Source organism: Saltatorellus ferox, assembly GCA_007751475.1.
Taxonomy (GTDB): Bacteria; Planctomycetota; UBA1135; order UBA1135.
Genome location: CP036434.1, coordinates 7,253,593 through 7,279,780, shown reverse-complemented (window position 1 = coordinate 7,279,780; position 26,188 = coordinate 7,253,593). Strand labels below are relative to the sequence as shown.

Annotated in this window: 17 protein-coding genes; 8 read left to right on the top strand and 9 right to left on the bottom strand. The window is 67.2% G+C overall.

The window, feature by feature from the left end; genetic code table 11:
• Positions 1 to 3: 3 nt before the first annotated feature.
• Positions 4 to 1,830, bottom strand: a complete 1,827-nt coding sequence (locus tag Poly30_RS26390; RefSeq protein WP_145204939.1) for an alginate O-acetyltransferase AlgX-related protein — start codon at positions 1,828 to 1,830, stop codon at positions 4 to 6.
• Between the two features lie 12 nt (positions 1,831 to 1,842).
• The gene (locus Poly30_RS26385; RefSeq protein ID WP_145204936.1) at positions 1,843 to 3,249 is read right to left on the bottom strand and encodes an MBOAT family O-acyltransferase; all 1,407 of its coding nucleotides are present in this window, start codon (positions 3,247 to 3,249) and stop codon (positions 1,843 to 1,845) included.
• Between the two features lie 198 nt (positions 3,250 to 3,447).
• On the opposite strand from Poly30_RS26385, the gene Poly30_RS26380 reads away from it, so the two are divergent.
• From Poly30_RS26380 to Poly30_RS26370, 3 genes are read left to right on the top strand one after another with little or no spacing between them, the layout of a single operon-like run.
• Positions 3,448 to 6,447: a carboxypeptidase-like regulatory domain-containing protein gene (locus tag Poly30_RS26380; protein WP_145204933.1), complete on the top strand. Its 3,000-nt coding sequence runs from the start codon at positions 3,448 to 3,450 to the stop codon at positions 6,445 to 6,447.
• A 39-nt stretch (positions 6,448 to 6,486) separates the two neighbouring features.
• On the top strand, positions 6,487 to 6,921 hold the full coding sequence (fucU, locus tag Poly30_RS26375; protein WP_145204930.1) for an L-fucose mutarotase: 435 nt from the start codon (positions 6,487 to 6,489) through the stop codon (positions 6,919 to 6,921).
• A gap of 4 nt (positions 6,922 to 6,925) precedes the next feature.
• Entirely contained in the window at positions 6,926 to 7,708 is a 783-nt protein-coding gene (locus Poly30_RS26370) for an SGNH/GDSL hydrolase family protein (RefSeq protein ID WP_145204927.1), read from the top strand.
• Here the strand turns inward: Poly30_RS26370 and Poly30_RS26365 are convergent.
• A complete protein-coding gene (locus Poly30_RS26365; RefSeq protein ID WP_145204924.1) occupies positions 7,705 to 9,120 on the bottom strand; it encodes an NAD(P)(+) transhydrogenase (Re/Si-specific) subunit beta in 1,416 nt (471 codons plus the stop codon). The genes Poly30_RS26370 and Poly30_RS26365 overlap by 4 nt on opposite strands.
• A gap of 19 nt (positions 9,121 to 9,139) precedes the next feature.
• Entirely contained in the window at positions 9,140 to 10,756 is a 1,617-nt protein-coding gene (locus Poly30_RS26360; protein WP_145204922.1) for a Re/Si-specific NAD(P)(+) transhydrogenase subunit alpha, read from the bottom strand.
• Positions 10,757 to 10,886: 130 nt separating this feature from the next.
• Here Poly30_RS26360 and Poly30_RS26355 point away from each other — a divergent pair, with 130 nt between their 5' ends.
• Entirely contained in the window at positions 10,887 to 11,531 is a 645-nt protein-coding gene (locus Poly30_RS26355) for a sigma-70 family RNA polymerase sigma factor (protein ID WP_145204919.1), read from the top strand.
• 62 nt (positions 11,532 to 11,593) lie between these two features.
• Here Poly30_RS26355 and Poly30_RS26350 read toward each other — a convergent pair whose 3' ends face one another.
• The 5 genes from Poly30_RS26350 to carB all read right to left on the bottom strand — a co-directional run bounded on the left by Poly30_RS26350 (position 11,594) and on the right by carB (position 20,299).
• Positions 11,594 to 12,520, bottom strand: coding sequence for a phytanoyl-CoA dioxygenase family protein (locus Poly30_RS26350; RefSeq protein WP_145204917.1), 927 nt, complete (start codon positions 12,518 to 12,520; stop codon positions 11,594 to 11,596).
• A 9-nt stretch (positions 12,521 to 12,529) separates the two neighbouring features.
• Positions 12,530 to 15,100, bottom strand: coding sequence for a PAS domain-containing protein (locus tag Poly30_RS26345; protein WP_145204914.1), 2,571 nt, complete (start codon positions 15,098 to 15,100; stop codon positions 12,530 to 12,532).
• 144 nt (positions 15,101 to 15,244) lie between these two features.
• Complete coding sequence (locus tag Poly30_RS26340) at positions 15,245 to 16,000, bottom strand: SDR family NAD(P)-dependent oxidoreductase (RefSeq protein ID WP_145204911.1); 756 nt, start codon at positions 15,998 to 16,000, stop codon at positions 15,245 to 15,247.
• Positions 15,997 to 16,992, bottom strand: coding sequence for a hypothetical protein (locus Poly30_RS26335; protein ID WP_145204908.1), 996 nt, complete (start codon positions 16,990 to 16,992; stop codon positions 15,997 to 15,999). Before Poly30_RS26335 ends, Poly30_RS26340 begins: the two co-directional genes overlap by 4 nt.
• A gap of 52 nt (positions 16,993 to 17,044) precedes the next feature.
• A complete protein-coding gene (carB, locus tag Poly30_RS26330; RefSeq protein WP_145204905.1) occupies positions 17,045 to 20,299 on the bottom strand; it encodes a carbamoyl-phosphate synthase large subunit in 3,255 nt (1,084 codons plus the stop codon).
• 1,042 nt (positions 20,300 to 21,341) lie between these two features.
• Here carB and Poly30_RS26325 point away from each other — a divergent pair.
• Genes Poly30_RS26325 through Poly30_RS26310 form a run of 4 tightly spaced genes read left to right on the top strand, consistent with a single transcriptional unit; the run spans position 21,342 to position 26,177 of the window.
• Positions 21,342 to 23,129 (top strand): hypothetical protein, encoded by a 1,788-nt coding sequence (locus tag Poly30_RS26325; protein ID WP_145204902.1) that lies wholly within the window; start codon positions 21,342 to 21,344, stop codon positions 23,127 to 23,129.
• A gap of 12 nt (positions 23,130 to 23,141) precedes the next feature.
• On the top strand, positions 23,142 to 24,803 hold the full coding sequence (locus tag Poly30_RS26320; protein ID WP_145204897.1) for a gluzincin family metallopeptidase: 1,662 nt from the start codon (positions 23,142 to 23,144) through the stop codon (positions 24,801 to 24,803).
• Between the two features lie 43 nt (positions 24,804 to 24,846).
• Positions 24,847 to 25,794 carry an esterase/lipase family protein gene (locus tag Poly30_RS26315; protein ID WP_145204894.1) on the top strand — a complete coding sequence of 316 codons (948 nt, stop codon included), beginning with the start codon at positions 24,847 to 24,849 and terminating at the stop codon, positions 25,792 to 25,794.
• Entirely contained in the window at positions 25,785 to 26,177 is a 393-nt protein-coding gene (locus tag Poly30_RS26310; protein ID WP_145204891.1) for a HEAT repeat domain-containing protein, read from the top strand. Before Poly30_RS26315 ends, Poly30_RS26310 begins: the two co-directional genes overlap by 10 nt.
• Positions 26,178 to 26,188 lie beyond the last annotated feature (11 nt).

The window sequence follows — 26,188 nt, the reverse complement described above, 5'->3', positions numbered from 1 at the left end:
TTCTCAGCTAGATCCTATCAAACCAGCGATCGTGCCCTCGACGTGGGTCCCGCCGCCGGTCAGATCGATCCTCTCCAGGATCCCTCCTTCGAAGAGGCCCAGCGTGACGATGAGGAAGCGAGCGTGGGAGGCGTCCGGAAAGCTCCAGACTCGCTCGACTGCGATGCCCGCCCTGTCAGTACCAGTCGCCCGAACTTCGATCGAGCCGCTGACGAATTCGTCCCAGCGCAGCGCGAGGCTGTCGCATGCGGCGATAGCTCTCCGGGGCGTGGCCTCCCAGGCGCGGTCTCCGCGCGTCTCCCCGCGAAACTTCCAGCCTCCGGCCAGGTCAGCGGTCGTCACGATCCGTGTTTTGACGGATGTGCCCAGGGACTCCTTCGAGAGCGGGCTGAGCCAGGCGAAGCCTGCGATGCCGGGAGTGGTCTCGCAGATCGGCAGGACTCGCTCCAGCTGGCCCTTTCTCGCGGCGAGCTCGATGGCCGTGCCAGAGGTGGAGAACTGCCACCTGGACCGTGACTCTCCATCGAAGACGAGTCCAAGCCCGAGCACTCCATCGCCACTGGAGAGGAGCGTGCCCTGCATGTGCTGAACCAAGGGGCTGCCCACGGCAGGCGTTCGGGTCTTGGGCGCATCGAAGTACCCGTCGGGGATCTCCTGGACGCGCTCGGCGTAGTTCATCAGCATCGCGATGCCCAGCGCGCTTCGGGTCGTCGGCGTCGTCAGTCGCGTCACGTCGACGGCCTGATAGATCGGAACTTCCGAGACGACGTACCGTGGAGTCCAGGTGCGCCTCTCCGAGGTCAGGCGCTTGTGAAGCGAATAGAGGGGCTGCTGCCCGAACTCACTGCCGTCCACCACGGCTGATTGGAGCGCCTCGCAGAGGATCGCTCGCATCCAGAATCCGGCGCTGAAGCTCGAACCCACGTAGAGCACGTCGGAGGGGATCTCGTGGGCGTCTATCTTCTCTTCAGCGCCGGCTGGAACGAGCTTCAGCTCTCGATCCGGCGCGCCCTGGAAGTACTCCTTGGCCGGGTGGCGAAGATCGATACCCGCGAAGGCCAGAAGGCCGCTGGGAAAGTGATCGGCACCGTAGGTGTGGGAGAACCCTTCGGCAAACTCTCCCCGCGGTAGCTCGGGTGCCTGGCGCTTGATCTGTTCGGCCGTTTCCAGTCGCGCTGGCAGCGCCCAGTGCGTGTCGTGCCGCAGGTATCGGCCGTGGGCCGGTAGCGTCTCGAGGTGCGGAATCAGGTCGATCGTGTGGATGCCGCGCGCTTCGAACGCCTCGACCACGGAACGGTCGTAAGCCATGTCGCCGTCGATTCCGTCCGGCAGCTTCTCGGCGCAGATCGACGCCTTGCGTGGGATGGGGACGCACAGGAACTCGACGTTCTCCGACGCGAAGGATCGGCGCACCAGGCTGTAGAGGTTGGCGAGCAGCTCCCGACCCCTGTCCATGCGAGCGGGTCTCAGCTCCACGCGCGCGCGGAGGAAGAGCCAGCCATCCTTTCCGACGATGAGTTCATCGTCGGGCGTGTCGCCCAGGTTCAGCATCAGCGCTGACCAGTACGGTGCGAGAAGCCGCCGTACCCGCCCCTGGAGGCGAAAATCCGTCTCCAGGGATTGGGCCAGTGAGCCGTCCCAGAAATCCTTCTGCTTTGCGGCCTCGTCGAAGTCCCGCTTTTCCTGACCGAGGAGCACCACCCGCGGGGGCGGGAAGATCACTTCGGCCGCCCCTGTGGCGATGATCACGGCGAGGAAAGCGCCCGCGACGAAGCGCTGCGCACGGACCCTTCCGGAGCCCACGTCGGGTTGGATCAGTACGTCTCCCACGGCTCGGCTGGATCAGAACTGGAAGTAGAGGAACGGGATGTTCGAGGCGCGGTGCAGGTGCAGCAGCGACATCAGGAAGAGCACGAACACGGTGAGCGTCCACCACGTCTTCGGCGCCTTGGCGTGCTCCTGGGTCGTGGTGAAGCCGAACAGAACGATCGGTCCGACCACGTAGGCAATGGTCTGGAGGTCGCTCCACTCGATGAAGAGCGTCGAGACTTTCTGGGTGCTCTGGCCCGCCATGGCGCCCAGGAACCGGAGCGCTTCCGGGATCGAGGCGGCGCGGAAGAAGACCCAGCCCACGACGATGATCACGAAGGTGACCGCGTTCTGGAGGACGCCTGGCAGCATCGCGTAGAGCGATCGGCGGCCCGAGAGGCGCTCCAGGACGAGCCAGAAGCCCTGGTACGCTCCCCAGGCGATGAAGGTCCACGCGGCGCCGTGCCAGAGCCCGCCGAGCAGCATGGTCAGGGCGAGGTTGATGTACGTGCGTATCGGCCCCTTGCGGTTGCCGCCCAGCGGGATGTACAGGTAGTCGCGCAGGAACGATGACAGCGTGATGTGCCAGCGCCGCCAGAACTCCGTGATGCTCTTCGAGATGTACGGCCGATTGAAGTTGATCGGGAAGCGGAAGCCGAAGAGCAGCCCCAGCCCGATCGCCATATCGGAGTAGCCCGAGAAGTCGAAGTAGATCTGGAAGGTGTAGCTGAGTGCCGCGACCCACGCTTCCAGGGTCGTCGGGTTCGCCAGGGCAAAGCCCTGGTCGGCGGCCTGGGCGAACGTGTCGGCCAAGAGGACCTTCTTGGCGAGACCGGCCTGGAAGATCAGGACGCCGGTGGAGAAGCCGGTCCAGGTGTGGGCGCGTTCCTTCAGCTGCTCGGCGATGGACCGGTAGCGGACGATGGGGCCGGCGACGAGCTGGGGGAACAGCGCGACGTAGCAGGCGAAGTCCCGGAACTGGCGGACCGGCTCCGCGTCCCGGCGGTAGACGTCGACCGTGTAGCTGAGGGTCTGGAACGTGTAGAAGGAGATGCCGACCGGCAAAATCACCTTCGTCCACTCGACGGCACCGTGGCCATTCGCCACCAGGATCGCGTTCAGCGTATCGATGCCGAAGTTCGCGTATTTGAAGTACGCCAGGAGCCCGAGGTTGACGCAGCAGGACAGGATGACCCAGCGTTTGCCCGCCTTCTCGGTGGCCCCGGGGCGCCCGCGATCGCGACCGATTCCCAGGCCGCAGGAGTAGTCGACCACGGTCGAAAACCACATGAGCGCCACGAAGTCCGGGCGCCACCAGCCGTAGAAGAAGTAGCTGGCGATGGCGAGGATCCACGATCTCCATGACCGGGGAGAGCCATAGTAGAGCCCCAGCACCAGCGGCAGGAAGTAGTAGAGGAAGACGTTGCTGGTGAAAAGCATAGGAGTCGCAGCGCGGGCAGTTCGGGCCCGAGAGTAGCACCTGCGCCCCCCCAGGGTGTCGCCAGAGCGGCGCCCGATGGCGGAAGAAGTCTCACAGGTCTCAAACCAGATTAGGGCTCGCGGGACTACCGAGGTAGTCGTAGAGTGCCGGGGTGCGGATCCCTCTGGTCTTGCGCTGCCTTCCCGGGAGACTCGAAGATGAACAAAGCTGCCTACCTCCTCGTTCTGATCGCCGCGCTCGCGGCGGCCGCGTACTTCGTGCTGGGATCGAACGATCACGGCTCAGGCGTGCATTCCCCGGTGCAGGTGTCGCGTTCGGAGACTCGCCAGGTGGACGAGGCCTCGCCCGCGGGGCTGGACACGATGAGCGCTCCGACGAATCGGGCGGAGGAAAGCGATCGGAAGGTCATGTCCGTTGGCTCGAAGGCAGGCGACTCTCCGGCGTCTTCCCAGACCCAAGCGGACGCCGATGCGGCACGAGCGAACGAACGTGGGACCGTCATCGGCCGCGTGACCGACGGGCAAGGCGCTCCACTCGCTGGCGCGTCGGTGGCTCTGAAGCGTCGCAACCTGGACGACCTCTTCTCGGAGCTTCGAAACAGCTCCAAGGTCTCCGGCGAGGGCACGGGCATCACCGACGTGGACGGCCGATTCTCGGTCTCGACCCGTGCAGGCGCGATGCGGCTGACGGTCGAGGCCGATGGTTTCGCGCCCTACTCCGCCTCGGTGAACGTCGCATCCGACACCACGGAGGACGTCGGTGAGGTTCGAGTCGCCCAGGGCGTGATTCTGCGCGGCCGCGTCGTGGACCTCGACGACAACGGGATCGCAGGCGCCAGTGTCACGCGCGCCCCGGAGGCTTCGGACGGCATCACGATCCTCGGGAAGGGCGAAACCGTGGCCAAGTCGGATCCGAGCGGCTACTTCGAGATTCTTCGTCAGGCCCCGGGCGCCTACGAATTCCACTTCAGTCACCCCGAGCATCCTCCGGCCACCCTCAAAGGTCAGACGGAGCGAGCGGGCGAGACGGTCTCCGATCTTCGCATCGTCATGGATCCGGGCGGCGTGATCCGCGGGGCCGCGGTCGGCGTTCCGGCAGGGACGGCCGACCTGTTCGCCGAGGCGGTGCCACGCGACGGAGCCGATCAGGGCTTCCGCTTCCATACGGGTCCCGAGACCGGACGTTCTGCGGCCGTCGGGCCTGACGGCACGTTCGAACTCCGCGGGCTCGCCGCCGGTGCTCCGTACCAGGTTTATTTGCGGAAAGGCCAGCGCACGTTCGGGGAAGGGAAACGCCGAAGCGTCTCGGTGGCAGTTTGGGTTCCGAAGGAAGGGACGGGCGCCACGGTGCAGGTGCCCTTCAGCCTCGGCGCGTCCGTTCGCTTCACCGTGGTCGATGGGAACGGAGCGCCGCACGTTCCTGACCGCATCGAGGCGGGCTTCGATTACCCCCAGCGACGGGAGGATGCCGAGAAGGACGAAGCGACCGGCCGATGCGTCGTGACCGGGCTCTGGCCCCAGGCGGATGGGCAGGTGCTCCAGTTCGCGCTGGTCGCCCAGGGATTCCAGAAGTGGGAGGCCAAGGGACTGATGATCTATCCGGACGACCAGGTCGACCTCGGGCAGATCGTGCTCGAAGCCAGACCCTCGGTGCGGGTGACCGTGGTGGAGGATGCGACGGGCAAGCCGGTCGAAGGCGCGACCGTCACGCTTCTCTCACCGCCAGAAGGAGAGCTCTTCGGTAGCGTCAGGATCTCCGCGAGCATCGGTCGCGACGACGAGGACGACGATTTCATGGCGTTCGACCCCGATGCGCTCCAGAGCGGCCGAACGGACGCGATGGGGGTTTGCTCCCTCGACGCCAGCGCAGGCGGTACGTTCCTGCTGGCCGTCCAGGATGAGCGATACGCGCCTTCGAAGCTCGGGCCGTTCACGCTCCCGGAGCAGCTGACCGTCTACGAGCAGGAGGTCCGCCTCGCCGAAGGCGGCGGCCTTCGCGTCGTCGCGCTCGACCCCTCCGGGACACCGGCGAGCGGCTACGCCTTCGAGTTCAAGGACGACGATCGGGACGAGGAGGATCGCCAGACCGAGCGCACCGGTTCGGACGGCGTGGCCGAGATCTCCGGGCTGCGGGCGGGCGAGCACCTCGTGCGTCTCGGTCAGCGCGGCAGCTCCTCCGTCTTCATGCCGCGGGTGCGAATCCCTGGCATGGACTCGAAGGATGGGGACGACTCGGACAGGCCCTGGACGTCCGTGACCATTCTCCCCGGCGAGGTCGTGAACGTGGCGCTGGAGGCTCCCGCCATCGGTGTTCTCGTGGGCACGGTGACCGAGCGTGGCAAGGCGCTGGGGAGCGCGAAGCTCAAGCTCGAGAAGGCAGGCGACGACGGCCCGCTGGCCGGCCTGATGATGTTCGGGGGCGCTGGTTCACCGAACACCACGTCGGATGCGCGCGGAGAGTTTCGGATCATCGACGTCGAGGCCGGTGACTACCAGTTCGTGGTCGAGCATCCCACCCGCGCGATGCCCTACTCGATGCCGATCACCATCGAAGGCGGCGAGCAGAAGGTCGAGCTCGACCTCTCGGTCACGGAGGTGACGGGGCGTGCCTTCGACGAGCACGGCGAGCCGCTCGCGGGCGCGAAGGTCGAGGCCCAGCGCGCTCCTGTGGAGGGCGCTCCGCGCCGCACCGCCGTCAGCATGGTGATGATCTCGAGCGACTCCGGCGGTGGTGCGGGCGTCATGATGACCTCCGGCGAAGACGAGGTGGAGCCCACCACCACCGACGCGGAAGGCCGCTATCGTCTGCGGGGCGTGGTCCATGGCGTCGACCTCGAGGTAACGGCGACTGCCAAGGGCTACGACGCGGTGAAGTCCGAGCGGTTCCGCGTCGGGGAAGGCGGCGTCGAGTCGGACGTCGACCTGCGGTTTACGAAGGCAGGCTCGATTCGCATCGAGGTCGAGGGCCGAACCGGGCCGGTCCTGGCGATGCTGCGCAGGAAGACGTTCGGCCGCGGCGGGCCGCCGAAGGTCGAGCTGCTGCGCGCGGACTCGACGACGGTCGATTCCCTGGGAGCCGGGAAGTGGACGGTGACCCTTCAATCGGCCAACGGCGAGGTGTTGTCCGCGGACCCCGATGAGGTCGAGGTCGAGGTGGTCGGCGGCGAGACCGCGGTGGCCACGTTCAAGATCCTGTAGTGGACCGCCCGAGGGAGCGGATGCTGTACCCTTGGCCCCATGCTCAAGGGAATCTCTCCGCTCCTCTCGCCTCGACTCCTGGCCACCCTCTGCCGCATGGGGCACGGGGATGAGATCGTCCTCGCGGACGCGCATTTTCCGGGCGCGTCCTTCGGGCGTCTCGTGCTTCGGGCGGACGGCGTGCCGATCGCGCCGCTCCTGGACGCCATCCTGCCGCTCTTCGAACTGGACGCCTATGTGCCGGATCCACTGATCATGATGGCCGTGGTGGAGGGCGACCAGCTCGACCCTGCGGTCGAAGAGGACTACCGCGCGGCGATCGAGCGACATGCTCCGGGTGCTCCGGAGGTCACGCGCGTCGAGCGCCATGCGTTCTACGAGCGGACGAAGGGCGCGTTCGCCGTCGTGATGACGGGCGAGCTTCGCAAGTACGGCAACATCGTGCTGAAGAAGGGCGTCACGCCTCTCCACTGATTTCTTGGACGCTCCAGGGAGGCCGTTCCGGCGCTACATCGCCCTCGGGGACAGCTCGACCGAGGGCCTCGACGATCCGAACGGGCGCGGCGGGTACCGCGGCTGGTCCGAGCGGCTCGCGCTGCACATCGCCCGAGGCCAGGCGGCGCCGCTGGAGTACGCGAATCTTGCCGTGCGGGGTCGCAGTACGCGCGAGGTGCTGGAGGAGCAGCTGGCGCCCGCGCTGGCGCTCGCGCCGGACTTCGCGACGCTCTTCGTCGGCACGAACGACGTGACGGCGGGGCGGTTCGACGAGGAGCGGTTCGCGGCGGACTTCGAGGCGATGCAGCGGTCGCTACGGGACGCCGGCAGCGCGGTGCTCAGCTTCACGCTGCCGGATCTGACGCCGGTGATGCCGCTGGCCCGCTTCGTGCGCGGGCGGGTGCTCCGGATGAACGAGCGGATCCGCGGGTGCTCGGCCGCGACGGGGTCCCTCCTGGTCGACTTCGCGGCGGCGCCGGTGACCAGCGACCCGAGGCTCTGGAGCGAGGACCGGATCCACGCCAATTCACTGGGTCACGAGCGGATGGCGGCGGCGCTGGCCGAGGCGATCGGGCTCGTCGGCCACGGCGGGTGGGAGGAGCCGCTCGGTCCGGCCGAGCGGCGGTCTCTCGCGGCGCGCGCCGGGACCGAGCTCGGCTGGTGGACGCGCCACTTCGTGCCGTGGATCGGCCGAAGCCTCACGGGGAAGACCTCGGGCGACGGGCTCGAGCCGAAGTACCCGTGCCCGATCGTGGTCTCCGATTAGCCGACCGCGACGGCGGACTTCGCCCGCAGCTCGGCCACGATGCCGTCCATGGAGGCGCTCGCGTCGCCGAACAGCATGTGGGCGCTCTCGTGGTAGAAGAGCGGGTTGTCGACGCCCGCGTAGCCCGTCGAGCGGCCGCGCTTCATCACCACCACGAACTTCGAGAGCCACGCTTGGAGGACCGGCATCCCGTAGATCGGGCTGGACGCATCCGTCTCCGCGCTCGGGTTCACGATGTCGTTGGCGCCGATGACGAGCACGACGTCGGTGTCCCCGAAGTCCGCGTTGATCTCGTCCATCTCCAGCACGATGTCGTAAGGCACGTTCGCCTCCGCCAGGAGCACGTTCATGTGGCCCGGGAGACGGCCCGCGACCGGGTGGATCGCGAAGCGCAAGCGTACGCCTGCGTCCTTCAGGATCTGTGCCATCTCCTGGACCTTGTGCTGGGCGCGTGCGACCGCCATGCCGTAGCCCGGGACGATGATGACGTTCCTGGCGGAGAGGAGCCGCTCGACCACCTCGGTGACGTCGGTCTCCTGGATGTCGCCCTCGGGCTGGGCGGCTTCCGCGCCACCCGGCTTGGCCACCGGCTCACCGCCGAACCCGCCGAAGATCACGCTCACGATCGAGCGGTTCATCGCCCGGCACATGATGATGCTGAGGATCAAGCCGCTGCTGCCGACGAGCGCGCCGACCACGATCAGAAGGTCGTTGCCGAGCATGAAACCCGCGGCCGAGGCCGTCCAGCCGGAGTAGCTGTTCAGCATCGACACGACGACCGGCATGTCGGCGCCACCGATGGCGGCCACGAGGTGGGCGCCGAGGCCGAGGGCGAGGACCGTCACGCCCACGAGGGCGATCACGCTCACCGGGACGGGCTCGGTCGCTGCGACGAAGGGAATCGCGAGGAGCACGCAAACGCCGACCAGGCCGAGGTTCAGCATGTGGCGCGAGGGGAGCAGCAGAGGCTTGCCGCTGAGCGAGCCCTTGAGCTTCAGGTAGGCGACGACCGAGCCGGCGGCGGTGATCGCGCCGATGAAGACGTCGACGAAGATCTCGATCTCGAAGATCGTGCCGCCGTGGGACGAGGCGAGGTAGGTGGCGAAGCCGACGAGCACAGCAGCCACACCGACGAAGCTGTGCAGCAGCGCGACGAGCTCTGGCATGGCCGTCATGGCGACGGAGCCCGCCATGCGCTGGCCGATGACGGATCCGATCACGAGAGCGACCAGGATCATCCAGTAGCTGTCCATGCCGCTTCGGGTCAAGGTCGCGAAGATCGCGATCCCCATGCCGATCATGCCGTAGGCGTTGCCGCGCCTGGCCGAATCCTGGCTGGATAGCCCGCGCAGGCTGAGGATGAACAGAACCGCCGAAGTCAGGTAGGCGACGGATACGAGTGCGTATTCCATGGAAGAGAAGAGGCGGGGCCTACTTGTGGAACATTCGCAGCATGCGCCGCGTGACCTGGAAACCGCCGACGATGTTGATCGTGGCAAAGAGCACGGCGAGAGCACCGATGAAGGTGGCTGCACCACTATCGACGTTCTTCATTCCCATCAGAATGCCGCCGATCACGATGATGCCGCTGATGGCGTTGGTGACGCTCATGAGCGGCGTGTGGAGGGCCGCGGTGACGCTCCAGATGACCTGCCAGCCGACGAAGCAGGCGAGGACGAACACCGTGAGGTGCTGGACGAAGATCGAGGCGGCGGTCGCGCCGGTGGTGCCGGAGGTGAAGCGCAGCACGACCCAGAGAAGGGCCAGGGCGGCCCCGATGGCGATCGCCTTCTGGCTGAAGATGGGTGGCGAGCCCCCGGTGGCCGCAGCGGTTGCTGCCTTTGGGGACGCTGCCTGGGGCGTGGCTGCGGGCTTCGCAGGCGGCTGAGTCGCGGCGGGCGCGGGCGCAGCCTTTGGCTCGACCTTCGGCGCCGGCCACATCACCTCGCCCTTCTCCGCCACGAGCGCGCCGCGCAGCACTTCGTTCTCGTGGTCCACGTTCCAGCCTTCCGCGCCGCCCAGCTCCTTGAGCAGGTGCGCGAGGTTCGTGCCGTACAGGTCGCTGGCGACGTTCGCCATCCGGCTCGTCAGGTCCGTGTAGCCGATTACCGTCACGCCGTCGACCACGACTTTCTGGTCCGCCACGGTGACCTCGCAGTTGCCGCCGTTCTCGGCCGCGAGGTCCACGACCACCGAACCGGGCTTCATGATCTCGATCATGTCCCGGGTCCAGAGCAGCGGCGCCTTCTTGCCGGGGATCAGCGCCGTCGTGATGACGATGTCGATGTCCTTTGCCTGCTCGCGGAAGAGCGCCATCTCGGCCTCGATGAACTCGGGGCTCATGACCTTGGCGTAGCCGCCGCCGCCGTCGCCCGACTCCTCGATCTCGACCGTGAGGAACTCGCCCCCGAGGCTCTTGATCTGGTCCCGCACCGACTCGCGCGTGTCGAACGCGCGGATGATGGCGCCGAGCCCGCGCGCCGCGCCGATCGCGGCGAGACCCGCGACGCCCGCGCCGATCACGAGCACCTTGGCGGGCGGGACCTTGCCCGCCGCCGTGAACTGGCCGGTGAAGAAGCTGCCGAACTCGTTCGACGCCTCGACCACCGCTCGGTAGCCCGCGATGTTGGCCATGGAGCTGAGCGCGTCCATGGACTGAGCCCGGGTGATCCGCGGCACCTGGTCCATGGCGAGCACGGTCAGGTTTCGCGCGCAGAAGGCCTTCAGGAGGTCCTCGTTCTGGGCCGGTGCCACGAAGGAAATGAGCGTGGCGCCCTCCCGGATGAGGTCGACCTCGCTTCCGCCCTCGGCGTCGAGCCTGGGCGCCCGTACCTTGAGCACGACGTCGACGCCGCCGAAGGCCTCGGCCTGGTCGACGATCGTCGCCCCGACGGCCTCGTAGGCGCTGTCGGGGAAGCTGGCGTCCGCGCCCGCGTTGCGGGCGACGGCGACCTCGAATCCGAGCTTGCGGTAGCGCTCGACGGCGGCGGGCGACGCTGCGACGCGCTGTTCCAGCGGATAGGTCTCGACGGGGATTCCGAGCCTCATATGGGGGTGCTCCAGGGCGCTTTGGCGGGGGTGCTGATCGAACGCCCCGCAGTCAGGGCGTCACTTAATCGGAGCAGACTATCAGACCGCCACCACGCCATGAGCCCCTGGCCTCGTACACTTGGTTCAGATGGACGATGTAGACGAAGATCCAGCCCTCCGGGCCGCCCTGGAGCAAGCCAGAGGCGGCGACTTGGCCGCCGTCGGGCCACTCCTGGAGTCGTACCGGTCCCGCCTCGCCCGGATGGTTTCGATCCGGATGGACTCCCGTCTGAAGGGACGATTCGACACGTCGGACGTCCTCCAGGAGACCTTCGTGGAGATCGCACGGCGGCTGCCCCGCTACCTCGAGGAAGAGCCCGAGAAGAAGATGCCGTTCTTTCTCTGGGTTCGCTTCCTGGTGGGGCAGAAGCTCCTCCAGTTCCACCGCAGCCACCTCGGCGTCGAGGCGCGCGCTGCCGACAGGGAGGTGCCGCTCTCCGTGCAGTCCGGTCCCGGTGCGAGCTCGTACTCCGTGGCGAGCGTCTGGCTCGCCGAGTCGGGCGGCACGCCGTCGCGGGCGGCGGTCGCGGGTGAGGAGCACGCCAGGGTTCAGGAGGCGCTCGAAGGGATGTCGGCCATGGACCGGGAGGTGCTGGTGCTGCGCCACTTCGAGCAGCTCTCGAACACCGAGGTCGCCACGCTGCTTCAGATCTCGCCCCAGGCCGCCAGCGCCCGTTACGTCCGCGCGCTGACCCGTCTTCAGAGCGTCGTGTCGGACGACGAGCCGGGTTGACGGGCCGGGCTGGCGGACCGCCAGCGCGCGAGTTCGAAGGCGACCTACCTGGCCTACCTGACCTACCGGGTCGCCCGCGGGATCGAGTCCAGCCAGCCGGCGAACGAAGCCCCAGGATCCAGGAGCAGCGGGTACCCCTCTCCACCCATCGGTTGACCCGAGGGCACCTTTGGGTAGCGAGTCGTGCCCGGAAACGAGGTCTCCGAGGCGCTCGACAGAACGCCGTCTGCCAGCACGTTGATCACGGTGGCTCGGCGCGGCCGGTCCGACCGGTTCCCGTAGCTTCCGTGCATGGTGAGCGGATGGTGGAAGCTGGCATGGCCGCGCTTCATCACCACGGGGACGCGCTGGTCGAATGCCCGGACCTGATCCGCATCCAGCGCGCTGCGCACGGAGTCCATGTCACCGGTCAAGCCCGTCTTTTCGAGAAGGCCCCAGCGATGACTGCAGGGCACGTAGTGCAGGCAGCCGTTCGACTCGTCGACGTCATCGAGCGCGATCCAGGCCGTCAAGTGCGCGATCGGCTGCGTCCACGTCCAGTACGAGTAGTCCTGGTGCCAGGCGACCACGCCGCCGTGGTGCGGCGGCTTGGCGAACAGCTGATCGTGGAAGAGGCGCACGGGCGCGCCGAGGAGCTGGTAGGCCGCCATCAGGAACGCCGGGCACCAGAGCAGATCGTGGAAGCCGGGCCGAACCCGCCATGCGCCAAGTGCGTGGAACAGGACGGCATCCGGGTCTTCGGATTCGTTCGCGTGGTACTCGTAGAAGTGCTCGGCCCCGCTGCAGCCCGGCGACATGAGCTCCCGTAGCTCGCCGTTCAGGGCATCGACCTGCGCGTCGGAGAGGAGCCGCACGCCCTGGATGAAGCCCTGTCGCTCGAACTCCGCAATCGCGCTCTCCGGGAGCACGTAGCGTTCCCAGTCCGCGCGTGACGTGGGGGCGGGAAACAGTTCCGTGATGCGGGAGTGGTGCACGCCAAGGTTGAGCATGCACGCATCCTAACCCGCCTTTCGACTCTGTCTCGAGGCGACCATGAACCGTTGACAGATCGACAGGAGTTCTTCGCGATCGATGGGCTTCGTCGCGTAGCCCACGCAGCCGGCGTCCATGCAGCGCTGCTCGTCCTCTGCCATGGCGTGCGCCGTGAGGGCGATGACCGGCAGCTCGGGCAGCCGGGTCTTCAGCGTCCGGGCGAGCGTGTAGCCGTCCATCACCGGCATCTGCATGTCGCTGAGGACGACATCGAAAGGCTCGCCGCGACCGCTGGCGGCCGAGATTTCGTCGAGAGCCTCCTGGCCGTGGCCCGCGATCGTGACCCTGGCGCCGGCGCGCTTGAGGATCGAGCCGATGAGGCGCTGATTCACGGGGCCGTCCTCGACGAGCAGGATAGAGCCTTCGAGGTTGAGCGCCGGGGTGGCCTTCACCTTGGTTTCGGCGCTGGAGACGGCGTCTTCCAGCGATTCGAACGTGGCGGAGCCTTCGGCGACCTCCACGGGAACTTCCAGGGCAAAGCAGGAGCCTTCTCCGAGCACCGTCCACAGAAGCGTGACGCTTCCTCCCATGAGTTCCGCAAGCCTTCTCGAGATCGACAGGCCAAGCCCGCTGCCACCGAACCGGCGGGTGACCGTTCCGTCCGCCTGGCTGAACGGCTGGAAGAGCTTGTCAACGCCGGCGCGATCGATTCCGGGCCCGGTGTCCTCGACCTCGATGCGCAGTGAATTCAAGCGCGGCGAAGCGACCCGAAGCTGGATGCTGCCGGCCTCGGTGAACTTCGCTGCGTTGCCGAGGAGGTTGACCATGACCTGACGCACACGGGTCGGGTCGATGCGCGCCCTGCACGGAATCGGCCCCTCGAGAACGATATCGAGCTGGACTCCCTTGCCCTCTGCCTGCGATCGAGCGAGGCTGGCCACCCCGTTGATCAGATCCACGATGTCCGACTCCACGGGATCGATCGTGAGTCTCTCCGCCTCGATCTTCGAAAGGTCGAGGATGTCGTTGATCACGGTCAGGAGGTGCTGCCCCGCGCTCCGGATCGTCTCGATCATTTCGACTCGTCTCTCGGGCGCGCGGGAGATGTCTCCATCGTCGTGGAGCAGGTCGGCGTAGCCGAGGATCGCCGTCAAGGGCGTGCGAATCTCGTGGCTCATGTTCGCGAGGAACTCGGACTTGGAGCGGTTCGCAGCCTCCGCGTCGAGGCGGAGGCGCTCGAGCTCCCGCTCGCGTTCGACGACGTGTGTTTCATCCATCTGGATGCCGACCATCCGAACAGGTGCGCCCGCCTCGTCGCGCTCGACGACCTTCCCGCGCGCCCTCGTCCAGACCCAGTGACCGTCCCTGTGACGTGCGCGGAAGGTGGCTTCGTAGATCGCCACCTTTCCCTCGAAATGGTCGTCGAGGGCGGCTCGGGTCATTTCGGCATCCTCTGGATGCAGGCGATCCAGCCAGTCCGACGTCTGGCCCTTGAGCTCTTCCAGGCTGGCCCCGATCATCTCGGCCCAGCAAGCATTCACGATGAGTTGGTCCGACTGCGGTCGCCAGTCCCAGAGTCCGATCGAGGCCCCGGCGAAGGCGAGGTCGGCGCGCTCGGCCTCGACTCGCGCAGACTCCGAGACGGCCTCGAGTTCGAGCTCCGTTTCTTTCTGCTCCGTGATGTCGATGAAGACACCCCGCAATAGGACCGAGCCACTGGCCTCCCGGGTGACGCGTACCATGTCGCGGATCCAGACGATGCTTCCGTCCTTGCAGCGCATCCGATAGGTCAGCTCGTGATCCTCCTCTCGTTTCGTCGCTTCCGCGCAGGCGCATAGCGTCCTTTCTCGGTCGTCTTCGTGGATCACTTCGGAGAAGAAACCAGGCTCGTACCAGCGCTGCGTCTCGAAACCAAGCCGTTCGGCCTGCGGAGAGATATAGCGGAACCTGTCGTGCTCAGGCTCGTACTCCCAGACGATCAAGTTCGTCTTCTCGACGAGGTCTCGCATGCGCCTTTCACTGACGCCGAGCTCGTTCTCCATCTGGCGTTGCTCCGTGACATCCAGTTCGAGGGCGACGAAGCCGAGGAGTTCGCCGTCGTGGTCGTGAAGCGGCTGGATCTCGATGGAGATGATGTAGTCCCTGCCCTGCTTCGTTCGGTTCCAGATCTCGCCGCTGAACGATTGGCCCGCGCGGAGGGCCTGGCCGATCGCCTGAATGGTCTTCGGGTCACTCTTTTCGCACTGGAGGACCTTGCCAGGCTTCGTGCCGATCAGCTCCTCGGGCCGGTATCCGCTGAGCCGGGCGAAGCCCTCGTTGGCCCACTCGACGACGCCATTTCGGTCCGTCATGACCACGCCCAGCGTGGTCGACTCCGCAATGAGCGCCCGACGCTGGATATCGATCGGTGGGGTATCGCGCCGCGAACGACGGGCGATCCATCCGGCGACGCCTCCGCCCAGAAGGGCCGATGCGGCCACCCAGGCCGACGAGGCGCCGAGGCTGGTGGCGACGATTGCGGCTGCACCGGGCAGCGCCCACATGCCGGAGGATGATCGGTAGATGGGCGTTGCGCGCGAGCGATTCTCTGGACTCATGGGAAAGCTGCGGCTCACCGACGGGGGGCCGACCACACGCTCTTCTTCGACCTGGTAGGGGCATTGGGGTAAACCCGAATCGGTTGGAGCTACCCAGCGACCCCAGGGGTGACCCGCATCGGGACTCCGCGCCCATGGTCTGCGCTACTTCTCCCCCAGGGCCCTCTGCCACGCCCAACCAGGAAGGATTCCTGCGGCCAGACGAAGTGGCCACGCCAGTCGCCGCGGATAGCGCAGGATCGACGGGGGCCTCGTTCGCTCGAGGGCGTCCACCGTTCGACGGGTCGCCTCCTCGATCTCCATCAGGAAGGGCATCGGAAAACGATTCCGATCCGTCATCGGGGTCTTGATGAATCCAGGCTGCACGTCGGTGATCGAAAGGCCGGTACGGGCAAGCCCGAACCGCATGGCCTCCACGTAGGTCGACAGGGCGGCCTTGCTCGCGCAGTACGCCGGAGCTCCCGGTAGGCCGCGTGTCCCCGCGAGGCTGGAGATCGCGCAGAGGTGCCCGACGCCCCGTTGACGCATGAACTCCTTTCCGAACTCCAGCGTCGCGGCAGCGGCCGCGGCATTGACGGCCAGCACCTGGGCCGCCGCGTCGGCTGCGTCGCGCGACTCGATTCCGTTCTCGGCGATACCGGCGTTGGCGATCACGAGGTCGAGGGGTCCGGAGGCGCCATGCGTATCGGCGAGCCCCATCGCCCCACGAAGCGCCGCATGATCGGTCACGTCGACGACGTGGGCGAGTCCGCCATGGGGGAGCTCTGCGATCAGCTCATCGAGCCGTTCGGACCGCCTGCCGAGGGCATGGATGAACGTACCTCGCCGGCCGAGTTCGAGCGCCATCGCTCGACCGAGCCCCGAGGTCGCCCCCGTGATGAACGCCGAGCGGTACTTCAAGCGTGGATCCAGCGCGCGATCTCCGCGCCGACCGCTGGATGGTTCAGGTAGGCGTAGAGCTTGTGCGGGTTGGCTCCGCCCGAACCCTCCCAGAACGTGTAGATCTTCGGCCGATCGAGGATCCGCCGGACGTAGCCGCGCCGCTTCATATCGCGGAAGTCGTCGGCGATGTCGGAGTCGTGGCAGATGAAGTCATCGTGCGCCGACATGTTGATCCAGGTGTCGATGATGTTCTCCGGGAATCGTGACTCCTCGGGTTCGTGGGCGTCGTAGAGGTTGCTGCGCACGCCCGGGTCGCCCAGCGGATTGCCGAGCGTCAACCAGAGCGACACCTCTTTCCCGCGGAGGCGGCGATACTCCGAGAGACGCGAGAACTTCCAGAGCACGTCGTAGGCGACGAGGCAGCCCATGGAGTGGGCCAGCAGGCAGACGTCGTGGCCCTGGGAAAGGGCCTCTCGCAGCGGCTCCTGGACTCGCGTTCGGATCTCGGAGCCCACGGTTCGGCGCGTGAGGTACGCCGCCATGTCCGGCGAGGTCCTTCGCACGAGTTCGTCGCTGAGCCCCAGGAAGTTCGCCACGCCGCTCGCGACGCTGGCGATCTCGTCGATCGCGCGGAAGTCCTTCACCTTGCCGAGCCACTCGCGGTAGTCCGTTCGGGTGAACGCTTCCGTCGGGCGGGCGAGCGCCTTCGCGAGCGCATCGTCGTAGTAGGCGCCGTCCTCGCACAGGGCGTTCCCGTGGTCGGGATCCTTCTTCGCCATCCACTTCCACGCATCGGTCCCGCTGCGGCGCAGGAGGCGGTTGTTCACGTCGCCGAAGTAAGCGAGCGTGAACTTGACCTTGCCGCTGCGGATCTTCTCCGCCGCCGCCCGGTCGTTACGCTCTACCCCCCGCAGGAGCGCCGCGCGTACCAGGCGCTCCTTCTCCTTCCGCGACGGTTTGGTCGACCTGCCGTGGACGAAGATGAGGTGCTTGGGTGGGCTGGGCTCCATGCCGGGGGATTCAGGAGCGAGCGCTCCCTCGGGAGCGCTCGCCCGGTCAGGCTCAGGCGACGGGCGCCCGGCTCGCTGCTGCGGGACGCGCGACTCCGTTGATCTCCTGAAGCGAGCGAACCGTGAGGCCGCCGCGGTGCAGAGCCTCCAGCGCACTGACGACGGCGCGGATTCCGGCCAGCGTGGTCACGCAGGGCAGTCCCTGGGTGATCGCGGTGGAGCGAATGTACGTATCGTCGTGGCGGGTCGCCTTGCCAGAGGGCGTGTTGAAGACCATGTCGATCTCGCCGTTCTTGAGGGCGTCCACGATGTGGGGACGGCCCTCGTGCAGCTTGTTGATGCGCTCGACGGGAATGCCCGCCGCACGGATCGTTCGCCATGTGCCGCCCGTGGCGAGGAGCTGGTACCCGAGGCTGCTCAGCGTACGCGCCTCCGAGACGATCGCCCGCTTGTCCGATTCCTTGACCGTGACGAGGATGCTGCCGCGGAGCGGCAGACGCATGCCCGCGGCCTCGTACGCCTTGGCAAACGCGCAGCCGAGGTCCGTGTCGATCCCCATGACCTCGCCGGTCGAGCGCATCTCCGGCGACAGCAGCATGTCGGTGCCCGGGAACTTGTTGAACGGGAAGACCGGGGCCTTCACGCAGTACATCTTCGGCGCCACTTCTTCGGTGAAGCCGAGGTCCGCCAGCGTGGACCCGCACATCACCTTGGCGGCCAGCTTCGCCAGCGGCACGTTGATCGCCTTGGAGACGAACGGAACCGTTCGCGACGCGCGTGGGTTGACCTCGATGACGTACACCTGGTCGCCCTTGATGGCGTACTGCACGTTCATCAGTCCGATCACGCCCAGCTCGCGGGCCATCGCCTTCGTCGCGTCGCTGATCTCCTGCTGGATCTCCTCGGACAGCGAATACGGCGGAATCACACAGGAAGAGTCGCCGGAGTGGATCCCGGCCTCTTCGATGTGCTCCATGATGCCGCCGAGCACGACGCGCTCGTGGTCGGCGATGCAGTCGACGTCCACCTCGATCGCGTCCTCCAGGAACTTGTCCACGAGGATGGGCTTGTCGGGCGACGCATCCACGGCGTTCCGCATGTAGCGGTCGAGCGCCTCGTCGTCGTAGACAATCTCCATGGCGCGGCCGCCGAGCACGTAGCTCGGCCTGACGAGCACGGGGTAGCCGATGGCGCGCGCGATCTTGAACGCGTCCGCGACGCTCTTCGCGATGCCGTTCGGCGGCTGGCGCAGTCCGAGCTTCTCCAGCATGACCTGGAAGCGCTCTCGGTCCTCGGCCATGTCGATCGAGTTGACCGAAGTGCCGATGAGCGGCGCGCCCGCCTTCTCGAGGCCCGCCGCGAGGTTGAGCGGCGTCTGTCCGCCGAACTGCACAATGATCCCCTTGGGCTTGATCTCCTCGACGATGTTCATCACGTCTTCGTGGGTCAGCGGCTCGAAGAACAGGTGATCCGACGTGTCGTAGTCCGTGGAGACCGTTTCGGGGTTCGAGTTGACCATCACGGCCTCGTACCCGAGTTCCTGCGCCGCGTAGGCGGCGTGGACGCAGCAGTAGTCGAACTCGATGCCCTGGCCGATCCGGTTGGGTCCGCCGCCGAGGATCATGATCTTCTCAGCTCCCGTCTGGCGCGTCTCCGTCTCGTCCTCGTAGGTCGAGTAGTAGTACGGCGTCGCGGCCTCGAACTCGGCCGCGCACGTGTCGACGAGCTTGTAGACGGGCATCACGCCCATCTCCTTCCGCGCGTCGCGGATGGCCTCGGCGGTCGTGCCGACCGCACGGGCGATCTGGATGTCGCTGAAGCCGTACTGCTTGGCCTTGCGCAGCAGCGGCTCGTCCAGCAACGCGCCCGACATTTCCTGCTCGAACTCCACGAGCTGGCGCATCATCTCGAGGAACCACGGATCGATGTTCGTCGCCTCGTGGATCTGGTCGAGGCTCCAGCCCGATCGGAACGCGGTGCGGATGTGCACCATACGCTCGGCGTTGGGGACGCGCAGGTTGCGGGACAGCACCTCCTTGGAGGGTGGTTCGAGCGCCTCGATTCGGCTGCTCGTGTAGCCGCTGAAGCCGGTGAGCCCGGTCTCCAGGCCGCGCAGCGCTTTCTGGAACGACTCCTTCATCGTTCGACCGATCGCCATCGTCTCCCCGACGCTTTTCATCTGCGTCGTGAGCGTCGCGTCGGCGCTCGGGAACTTCTCGAAAGCGAAGCGCGGGATCTTCGTCACGACGTAGTCGATCGTCGGCTCGAAGCACGCGGGCGTTTTCTTCGTGATGTCGTTCGTGAGTTCGTCGAGCGTGTACCCGACGGCGAGCTTGGCGGCGAACTTCGCGATCGGGAAGCCGGTCGCCTTCGAGGCGAGCGCCGACGACCGCGAGACGCGCGGGTTCATCTCGATGACGATGATGCGGCCGCTCTTCGGGTCGATGGCGAACTGGCAGTTCGAGCCGCCGCATTCGACGCCGATCTCGCGCATGATCGTGATCGAGGCGTTGCGGAGCGCCTGGTACTCGCGATCGGTCAGCGTCTGGGCCGGAGCGACCGTGATGGAATCGCCCGTGTGTACGCCCATCGGGTCGATGTTCTCGATGGCGCAAATGATCACGACGTTGTCTTTACCGTCGCGCATGACCTCCATCTCGAACTCCTTCCAGCCGAGGAGCGATTCCTCGATCAGGACCTCGGAGTTCATCGACAGCGAGAGGCCGCGCGCCACGATCTCCTCGAACTCCTCGACGTTGTAGGCGATGCCGCCGCCCGCGCCGCCCATGGTGAAGGCGGGGCGGATGACGCAGGGCAGGCCGAGCTGGGCGAGGGCCCGGCGCGCGTCGTCCATGTCGTGGGCGATGCCGGACTGGGCCGACTCCAGGCCCGCGTTGGTCATGGCGGCCCGGAAGAGATCGCGGTCCTCGGCCTTGCGAATCACGTCCGCGTTCGCGCCGAGCATCTCGATCCCCAGTTTTTCGAAAACACCGCGATCGTGGAGGGCGAGCGCGGTGTTGAGAGCGGTCTGGCCGCCGAGGGTGGGAAGGATGGCGTCGGGCCGCTCCTTCTCGAGGATCTTCTCGACGATCTCCGGCGTGATGGGCTCGACGTAGGTCGCGTCGGCCATCTCCGGGTCCGTCATGATGGTGGCCGGGTTGGAGTTCACCAGGATCACCCGATAGCCCTCTTCGCGAAGCGCCTTGCACGCCTGGGTCCCGGAGTAGTCGAATTCGCAGGCCTGACCGATCACGATCGGTCCGCTTCCAATGATGAGGATCGACTTGATGTCGTCTCGACGCGGCATGGGGCTTGGGGGAGAGGCTGGAGCGGGCCCGGTGCCGGACCTGGTGCTGGAAGTCGAAATCAGGGCAGCCGGGCTCGCAGCGTGCGCGGGCCGGGCCAAACGCTCCAAGTAGAACAGAACTGTCCCGCAGGATCTACCTGTGATCTCCCATCCGTCTCCCCGATCGGCTTCATGGCGGCCGCAGGCCGCCCCGGCCGCACCTCGGGCCCCGCAGGGGGCTGAGCCGCCCGCGCGAGGCTCGCCCTCGCGGCCCGCCCGGCGAGGGCGCCCGTCCGGCGAGGACGCCCGCCCGGCGAGGGCGCCCGTCCGGCGAGGACGCCTGCGCGGCGAGCGCCACGCGGTGTAACCGCTATTTCCTCGTCAGAGGAAATGCCAGAGATACTGCGCGCTGTCACAGCGATAGGACGGTTCGGCATTCGATGCATTGGCAGCAGTCCCGCCCGCCGCCGACTTGCCGATGCCGACTTCCCGACACGGACTGCCTGCCGTTCGCGCGAAGCGTCGAACGCGTGGGCTGAGGTTTCGCGCTGACGATTTCGGTGCTACCCGCTGGAGCGCTCGCCCGCACGGGCGAGCTGGGCAGATGTCGGACTTGTCTGGCGCAGGTGTCGGGCTCAGACCTCGGACCTCGGACCTCGGAGCTCAGACCTCAACCCGCCTAGCTCGCCCCTGCGGGCGAGCGCTCCAGCGGGTAGCCCCGAGGTCGTCAGCGGGAGACCTCAGCCCACGCGTTCGGCGCTGCGCGCGAACGGCAGGCAGTCCGTGTCGGCAGATCCGTTTCGGGCAGTCGCCTGGGGCGGCGGTCAGCGGGCAGCACCGAAGTCTTCAGCGGGAGACCTCAGCCCACGCGTTCGACGCTTCGCGCGAACGGCAGGCAGTCAGTATCGGGAAGTCGGCGGCGGGCAGGACTGCTGCCAATGCATCGAATGCCAGGCCGACCTATCGCTGCAACAGCGCGCAGTATCTCTGGCATTTCACCTGACGGTGAAATAGCGATTACATCGCGTGGCGCTCGCCGCGCAGGCGTCCTCGCCGGACGGGCGTGCTCGCCGCACGGGCCGCGAGGGCGAGCCTCGCGCGGGCGGCTCGGCGCCCTGCGGGCGCCGAGGTGGGCCCGGGCGTCCTGGCGGACGCACAGGACGGCGTGGGTGCGATAGACTGGGTGAACAGGCTCGCCCTTCTCCCGCCCCAGCCCGCCATGATCAGTCTCGCTCTCGCCGCCGCCATGACGGCCCCTTGGGTTCAGCAGTTTGGCTGTGAGCCCCGCCAGTCGGTCCCGCTCACCATCCTGAGGAACTCTGTCCAGTTCCCCTACGCCGAGCAGTTTGGTGGGCTGCAGCTCAGTGGCGATCTGCTCGTGGCAGTCAGCCATCGCCAGGCGTCCCCGCTGGGGGGCTCTACCGGTGCGCTGTACCTGCACTCTCGGGCGCAGGGCGGAGACTGGGGTGAGCCGGACGTGGTCTTTGCGGAGTCATTGGGTGCGACAGCGTTCCGAAAGTCCAACGTGGGAGAGGTCCACTACGCCCTCGACGGGGAGACCGTGTTCGTCCCGATCGAGGTCCAGAACTCGACCGAGGTGGTGGTCCTCGAAAGAGTCGCCGGCCAATGGACCGAGATCCAGCGCCTGACCGGCGACCCGACCTGGGAGTTCCAGCCCTTCAGCGGCGCCATCGGCTTCGGCTTCAACTTCAGCCTCGTGGCGGACCAGGGACGCCTCGTGATCAGCATGACGAGGACCCGGCTGCCGGGAAGCACCGAGTTCGGACTGCTCCAGACCCTCGAGCGCGACGCTTCTGGAGTCTGGCAATCGGTGGATGTCTCCCCGCTGGCAGGAGCCTGTGGTGCTGGCGACCGGGGCATGGACCTCGACGGAGATCGGCTCGCTCTCCTGAACTTCACCCCGAACGGCGTGCCGAACGGGCTGGCCACGGTCCTCGAGTTCGGGCCCTCGGGCTGGGAGGCGATCTGGACGACCGGCCCGCCTTACCCCGACGGTATCTCCGTCGCGCTGGACGGGGGACGCGTCCTCGTGGGGTCCCACTACGATGCGTTCACGTCCGTCTACGACGTGGGATTCGGAGGATCCGTCGGAGCGACCGCGCCGGTTCAGGTCATTCGCCTGACGGATTCCGTCCTGCCGCGCATGCCAGGGGGGCGCGGGCCGCGCGATTACAACCCGCCCTACGACTCCTACGTGGAAGCGGGGAGCGGCTTCGCCGTCATCGGGATCGGTGACCACTACGACGGCTACGGCTCCGTCAGCGTCTTCGAGTGGTTCCAGGGCGCCTACCGCCTCATGGAGAAAACGCGCACGCCCGGCGATGTGTCCGACGTGGCCCTGGGCGGGGCCCTGGGCGGGGGCGAAGCCGCCTGGTTCGGCGGATTCCCGGATCCCTTCCATCAGCTCCCCGGCAAGCCGCGCTTCGAGACGTGGCGCATCGACGGCGGCCGGGCGACGCCCTACTGCGGAACGGGGATCGACCTCGTGGCGACGGGCTCCGGAGACGCGCCCTTCCTGGACGCGACGCTGACCGCCTACGGACTGCCCTCGGACGGCCACTTGACGTTCTTCGGCGGATGGGCCGCCGGTTCGACGCCCGCGGGTGCGAGCGCCACGCTCTGCATCGATGCGAGCGCCGGGCTCACGCGACTGAGTGCGCCCATCGCCGCACATGCGGACGGGATCGTGCGGATCTCCACCGGCGCGCTGGAATTCGGATCTTTGCAGCCGGGGTTGGTGGCGGGCGCGACCTTCTACCTGCAGGGCCTCGTGGCCGGAGCGAGCGGCGTCGATTCAACGAATGCGCTGAAGCTCACTCTGTGTGACTGAAGGAAGCTCTCGATGCCGCGCCCACGGACCTTTCGCTACCAGAGCACCACGAGCGAGTTCGCGCCGATCAAGGCGAAGGCGTTCATCCAGGACCCTCTCGTCGCGCGAACCGATGGGCTCGGGCTGATCGAGCTGAAGCTGCCCGGCGAGGCCTGGCTCGGGCCGGGGCCCACGACGGCTCGGGTCGAGGTCATCGACGAGGACGAGGAGGGGAACGTCTGGGCGGATCCCGTGGAGCCGCTGGCGCGTGGCGGCGGCTTCAGCGTCGGCCGCGGCGACCCGGTCAAGAACTTTCGCCACCATCAGGTCAACGTCTGGGCCCACGTCGTGAGGACGCTCGGGATCCTGGAGGACGCGCGGATGTTCGGCCGGCGGATCGCCTGGGCTTTCCCGGGCGGGCGACTCGTGATCCGACCCCACGCGTTCGAAGAGCAGAACGCGTACTACGATCGCGACCTCGGCGCGATCCACTTCGGGTACTTCCGGGCCGGAGGCGGGGCTGACGGCGACGAGGAAGTCCTCTACTCCTGCCTGTCCCACGACATCATCACGCATGAACTCGGGCACGCGGTGCTCGACGGACTGAAGCCGCTCTACTACGAGCTGGAGAGCCCCGACGTCGCGGGCTTCCACGAGTACTTCGGCGACGCGCTCAGCATGGTTTCGTCCCTCACGATGAAAGAAGTCGTGCGGCACGTGGTCAGGGAGCGCAAGGAGAAGCTCGACCTGCGCAGCCTCGTCAGCGACATCGCGCTGGAGTTCGGCTCCAGCGGCCACGGCGATCAGCCGCTTCGATCGGCCGCCAACCGGCGCAAGATGAGCGACCTGAACGGAACGTGGCAGGAACACGACTACTCGGAGGTTCTGAGCGGCGCCTTCTACGACCTGTTGCTCGTGCTCTACCGCGACATGGTGAAGCGCCGCGCGAAGGAGCTCGACAAGGGGCTCGACGACGGTCAGGTCGTCGTCGGCGCGCTGATCGGCGCCGCCGAGACCACCAGCCGGATGATGCTGCGCGCCCTCGACTACTGCCCGCCGTGCGGCCTGACGTACCTCGACTACGCGCGGGCGATCCTCCGCTCGGACGAGGTCGCGTACCCGCTGGACGCGCGTGGGTACCGCGAGATGCTGGTCAAGGTGCTTCGCAAGCGCGGCATCGGAAAGTCGAACCGAGACCTCACGGTCGAGAAACCCCTGCGGAACACGGATCTGCGCGACTACGACATCGATCGCCTCGTGGCGAGTCCGACCGATGCCTACGCATTCCTCGATTCCAATCGGGAGATCCTGGAGATCCCGCGCGACGTGAACTTCCGCCTGGAGCGGCTCTACCGCACGAAGAAGCTCTCGTCCGGTCGCTACTACCCGCCCCAGGAGATCGTGCTGGAGTTCTCCTGGCCCCACGAGGTTCGCGTTCCGAAGAAGCTCGGTGAGCGCCTCGGCATGGAGCGCGCCACGCTGTGGTGCGGCGGCTCGATCGTCTTCGATACGAATGGCAACGTGCTGCACTTCGTCGTGAAGACCGCGACGAAGGATCGCAAGCGTCGGCTCCTCGACTACCTCAAGCAGCTGGATTCCGGAGGCTACTTCGCCGCGCGCTACAGCGTCCGCCACGAGGGCCGACGCGCGGTCGTCACCAAGCGCGCGCGCTTGCGCCACGCGACCGGCGCTTGATTCGTCCCTTGCGGGAATGACCTTCGGCGCGTTCGATGGGGGCATGAGCCAGCCAAGCCCCCTGCAGCGTTTCAAGGACGCGCTCGCCTCGGACCGTCCCGACGAGGAGGTCGCCTGTGAGATCCTCGCCCTGGAACCGAGCCTGCCCGACGAGGCGATCGACGTGATGGACGAGTACCTCGACTGGGTTTCTCCGCTCGTGCAGGTCGCGCTGATCGACGCCTACTACCGGATGACGGGCTGCGACTACCACGCGGGGGATCTGGAAGCGATCCGGAGGGCGGCGCTCGCATCCATCGAGACGGACGAGGACGTCTTCGCGGCGGCGACGATCGCGCTCGCCCGTCAGGAAGGTCAGTCCGACGACAGCTGGAGCGACGTGGAAATCGAAGCGGTGGTCCGTCGCCCGCCGCGCAAGAAGGCCGTCGGCATTCGGCCTCCGGACACGATCACCGTCATGATCCACGGGACGTGGGCCAGCGACGGGACGTGGTGGCGGAAGGGAGGCGATTTCTTCGAGTACGCGCGGCGCGATCTCGGGCTGGCGGATCTCTACGACAGAAAGGACGCCTTCCGCTGGTCCGGCTCGAACAGTGACGTGAGCCGTTCCAGGGCAGCCCGGGAACTCGGCCAGTGGCTGAACAGTCACCGCGCCGCCTCGGTGCGGGTGTTCGCCCACAGCCACGGCGCGAACGTGGCGAGCCTGGCGACGCAGCGCGGCGCGAAGATCGACCGGCTCGTGATGCTGAGCCCGCCCGTTCGAAAGGACTATCTCCCGAACTGGCGCAACATCCGCCAGGCCTACAACATCCAGGCGAAGTTCGACGTCGTCGTCGGGATCGCGCGCGGCGGTCAGTGGTTCAAGGGCCTGACGCGATCCAAGAAGATCAAGGAGCGCAAACTTCGCGTCCGCGGGCACTCGGCGAGCCACGACCCGCGCGTCTGGAAGGATGAGAAGCTCGATCGCTTCGTGGGGCTGCCGTGGGACTGAGTGCAGCGGCGCGGAAGGCGCTTCTTGGCGCTCTCGCGAGCGACGATCCCCAGGAGCGGGCCCAGGGTGCGTTCGAGCTCGCGGAGGGTCAGGTGCGGTCCGCGCGGTCCGCGATCGAAGCGCTGCTGGGGGACCCGGTGCCGCTGGTGCGCGGAGCGGCTGCCCTGGGGTCGTGGAGGCTCGGCGGCGGCGCGGACGCGGCCGCTGAGGCGCTGATTCCGCTGCTCCGATCCCGCGACGAGGAAGCCCGGCAGCTCGCCGTGCACGCGCTCGGTCGCATGGGAAACGCGGCGGTGCCCGCTCTCCAGAAAGCCGCGCGGGGCCGTGCCCGCCATCAGGCCGCCGCGCGCCGGGTGCTCGCGGAGATCCAGGGCGAGGATTAATCGTATCTACA